This is a genomic window from Halomonas sp. (assembly GCF_014859505.1).
Classification (GTDB): Bacteria; Pseudomonadota; Gammaproteobacteria; order Pseudomonadales; family Halomonadaceae; genus Halomonas.
The window spans coordinates 1-3,313 of the sequence record NZ_JACUUD010000210.1 but is presented as its reverse complement, the minus strand read 5'-3'; the positions used below and the strand labels follow the sequence as shown (position 1 = coordinate 3,313).

General features: G+C 67.4%; 3 protein-coding genes. All 3 read left to right on the top strand.

Annotated features, from left to right (window positions below; translation table 11 throughout):
- On the top strand, positions 1–1,178 hold a 1,178-nt coding region (locus IBX53_RS15470), incomplete at its 5' end, for an outer membrane beta-barrel protein (RefSeq protein ID WP_290911075.1).
- A 199-nt stretch (positions 1,179–1,377) separates the two neighbouring features.
- Positions 1,378–2,568, top strand: coding sequence for a hypothetical protein (locus tag IBX53_RS15465; protein ID WP_290911072.1), 1,191 nt, complete (start codon positions 1,378–1,380; stop codon positions 2,566–2,568).
- A 72-nt stretch (positions 2,569–2,640) separates the two neighbouring features.
- On the top strand, positions 2,641–3,090 hold the full coding sequence (locus IBX53_RS15460) for a hypothetical protein (protein ID WP_290911068.1): 450 nt from the start codon (positions 2,641–2,643) through the stop codon (positions 3,088–3,090).
- The last annotated feature ends 223 nt before the right edge of the window (positions 3,091–3,313 follow it).

Below are 3,313 nucleotides of genomic sequence, written 5' to 3'. Positions count from 1 at the left end.
TGGGCGGCTTCTATCTCGGCCTGCAGGGCGGGCTTGGCGAGGTGGGCACCGCCCAGGCCGGCCCCCGGGCCACCGGCCAGAACGGCAGCCTGAGCGCCGACTTCCGTGGCACCAGCGAGAGCCTCGGCCTGTTTGGCGGCTACGCCCTGACCTTCGATGACTGGCGACTGGCCCTGGAGCTCGAGGCCGATCACGCCGACGGCGGCTGGAACCACGTGCGCTCAGGCGATGGCCGGGCCTTCTCGGTGGAGAAGCAGCGCGACATCGGAGTTGGCCTGCGCGCCGATCGTCTGCTGGCCGGCGGCAATGCCGTCTACGGCCGCTTCGGCCTGGTGCGAGGCCGCTTCGACGCGCGATACGCCCAGGGCGGCGAGAGCCTTCAGGACGAGCAGTGGCACGACGGACGGCGGATCGGCGGCGGCCTCGAGGTCCCGCTGGCCACCACCCTGGGCCTGCGCATGGACTACAGCTATACCAACTATGATGACATCGACATCGGCACGGGAGACGCCCGCGACGACTTCACCTTCGAGGAGAGCCTGATGCGCCTCGGGCTGGCCTGGCACCCCTGGCGCCAAGCCAGCGAGCGGACCCCGGCCATACCGACGGCCCATGACGGCTTCTACCTGGGCGTCCACACGGGCTACGGCAGCCTGGTCACCGACCTGCGCGGTCCGCGTAGAGAACCCACCGAGCTTGCCGCCGACTTCGGCGACAGCGGTGGCCTGGCAGGCCTGCATGCCGGCTACGGCAGGACCTTCGGCCGGATCTACCTGGGCGGCGAGATCGATGCCGAGGTAAGCGACATCACCTGGAATCATGAACGCCTGCCCAACGGCCGCACCTACTCGGTGGACCGCGAATCGAGCCTGGGCCTGGCGCTGCGTGCCGGCTACGTGATCGACAGCGGCGCCCTCCTCTACCTGCTCGCCGGCTCGGCCTGGACCGACTTCGAGACCCGCTACGCCCGTGGCCAGCAACGGGTCCACCTGGCCGAGACCGAACAGGGCTGGCGCTTCGGCGGCGGCATCGAGATGCCCGTGAGCGATGCCGTTCACCTGCGCATGGAGCTGACCCAGACCCGCTATGATGACGTCGAGGTCGACTACGGCACCGGGGTGGATCGCCTGGAAAGCGAGGAACGACTGATGCGCCTGGGGCTGAGCTACCGGTTCTGACAGCCCCGGACGCCGGGCCTGGAGACCGGCACTGCCATCCAGGCCCCGGCGGTAAAATGCCGCATGGGAGTATTGATATATATCAACGCGCGTACCCACCCATAAGACTATCTTCAGAATGCAAATGCATGAACGGCAATGGCTCTGCCCGTTTCAACATGACCAAGCACGTGACCGTGACGTCACTCAGGGGTTTATCATGAGCACCTTATACAAGAAGTTCCCCTACTCCCGCCTGGCTGCCCTCACCGGAGGGGCCATCCTGCCGCTGGTCGGGGCCGCTCTCATCGGCGCCGCCACCCCGGCGGAAGCCTTTCTCATCGATCGCGCCGAGGCGCAGCAGGGACAAGGCCAGGGCCAGGGGGCCATGGGCGGTCGCGATGCCCTGAACGTCGGCCGCGGACTCGGCCCCGGTGGCGCGGGGCGCGGCCAGGGGCGCTCGGCCGAGGGTGACATCTTCCGCGACGCGGGCGGGCGCCCCACCGACCGTGGTGGCCGTCCCGACGATACCGGCGGCGGTCCCGACAGCGGCAAGGGTGGGCTCTACGGTGATATCGTGATCGTCCTGCGGGCCGATGATGGCACCCCGATTCTCGACGAAAACGGCAACATCCAACCCTGCCTGGTGGCCGACTGCTCCGAGTACACCCAGATGGTGGAAGACGAGGACGGTAAGTTCGAGATGCCGGAGGGCGCCATTGCCGTCGATTTCGGCCGCCTCAACGTGGCGCGCTCTCCCTCCAGCGTCACCGACCGTGCCCTGACCGAGCTGCTGCGGGCCTTCGACGGCCAGACCGTCGACTCACTGGAGTGGACCGATGAGGCCGGGCGCCTGGTGACGCCGAGCGGATCGACCATCGACTCTCCGCTGGAGAACCTGGCACTCTATATCTCTCTTCTCGAGGCCAGCCGTAGCGACCCCGTCGATGGGTTCTATACGCTCTCGATACGCACCAACCCGCGGGGGGATGGCGTCTCCGAGAGTTTCTCGATGGAAGTTTCCGCCGACCTGATGATGCCGCTGCTGGCCTCCTCCTTCGCGGCGGCCTCCGACAAGTTCGGCGACCTGACCATCGACCGGGTGATGGGCATCACCACCTTCCTGGGCCTCGAGAACGAACTCTCCGCCCTGGTCAGCAACCCGGACTACAGCTATGACCGCGAGGCGCTCTATGACGGGGTGATGGTGAATATCCTCGAGGCGGTGGAGATCGACGGCCAGACCTACTACCAGGTGGTGTCGGTCAACCTCTACGAGGCCGTGCCCTTCAACGACAGCCCCGTGATCATCGAGGACAACGGCTACGGCATCGATACCTTCACCATGCAAACCGATGACGCCGTGAAGGTGCTGCTCTACGTCCACGACTACGCCATCGACGCCGAATAGGACGGATAGCCACTCGGCAATCGCAAACGGCGGCCCCAAGTGGGGCCGCCCTTGTCTCGACAGGAGGCATCCATGAAAGCGCGACACTCCCCTGCCCTGCGACGGGTGCTGATGGCCGGCCTGCTGCCATTGGCCCTGGCGGTGGGCAGCGCCCAGGGCTTCGGCGCCTCGCCCCCCCTCCTCGATCCCGGCCTGCTGCTGGCCAGCAGCGACCATGCCGATGGCCATGACAGCCATGGCGGGAGCGACCGCGGCCAGCGGGGCGGCCAGGGCCAGGGCAAGCGTCTCGGCAAGGGCGCCGGCACCGGCGAGGCCCGGGGCGGCCACACGGTCACCGACGACATCTTCCGCGACGGGGGCTTCTCCCGGGGTAACCCGGACCGCGGCGGCGGCCCGCCCGAGGGGCGGGGCGAGCATGAGGACGGCGATGACCACGACCATGAGGAGGGGGATGACCACGATGGCGGCCCGCCCGAGGGGCGCGGAGGCGGCCATAGCGACGGGGACGACCACGCCCACTGAATCTTCACGCACCGAGGATAACGGACGGCACCCTGCCATGGGCATGGTGCCGTCGCTGTGAATGGCCTACCATTCCTGTACATCAGCTCTACAAGAGGAATTTTAATGTACAGGAAGAAGCGATCCCGGCTGGCGCTGCTGCTGGCCACCACCATGCTGCTGGCCGGCTGCAGCAGCGTGGATATCGACCGTTACGCAGGAACGACCCCTGAGCTCGATATCG

Coding starts and splice junctions, on each gene's coding strand:
- IBX53_RS15465 (WP_290911072.1), top strand. CDS start 1,378: ATGAGCACCTTATACAAGAAGTTCCCCTACTCCCGCCTGGCTGCCCTC.
- IBX53_RS15460 (WP_290911068.1), top strand. CDS start 2,641: ATGAAAGCGCGACACTCCCCTGCCCTGCGACGGGTGCTGATGGCCGGC.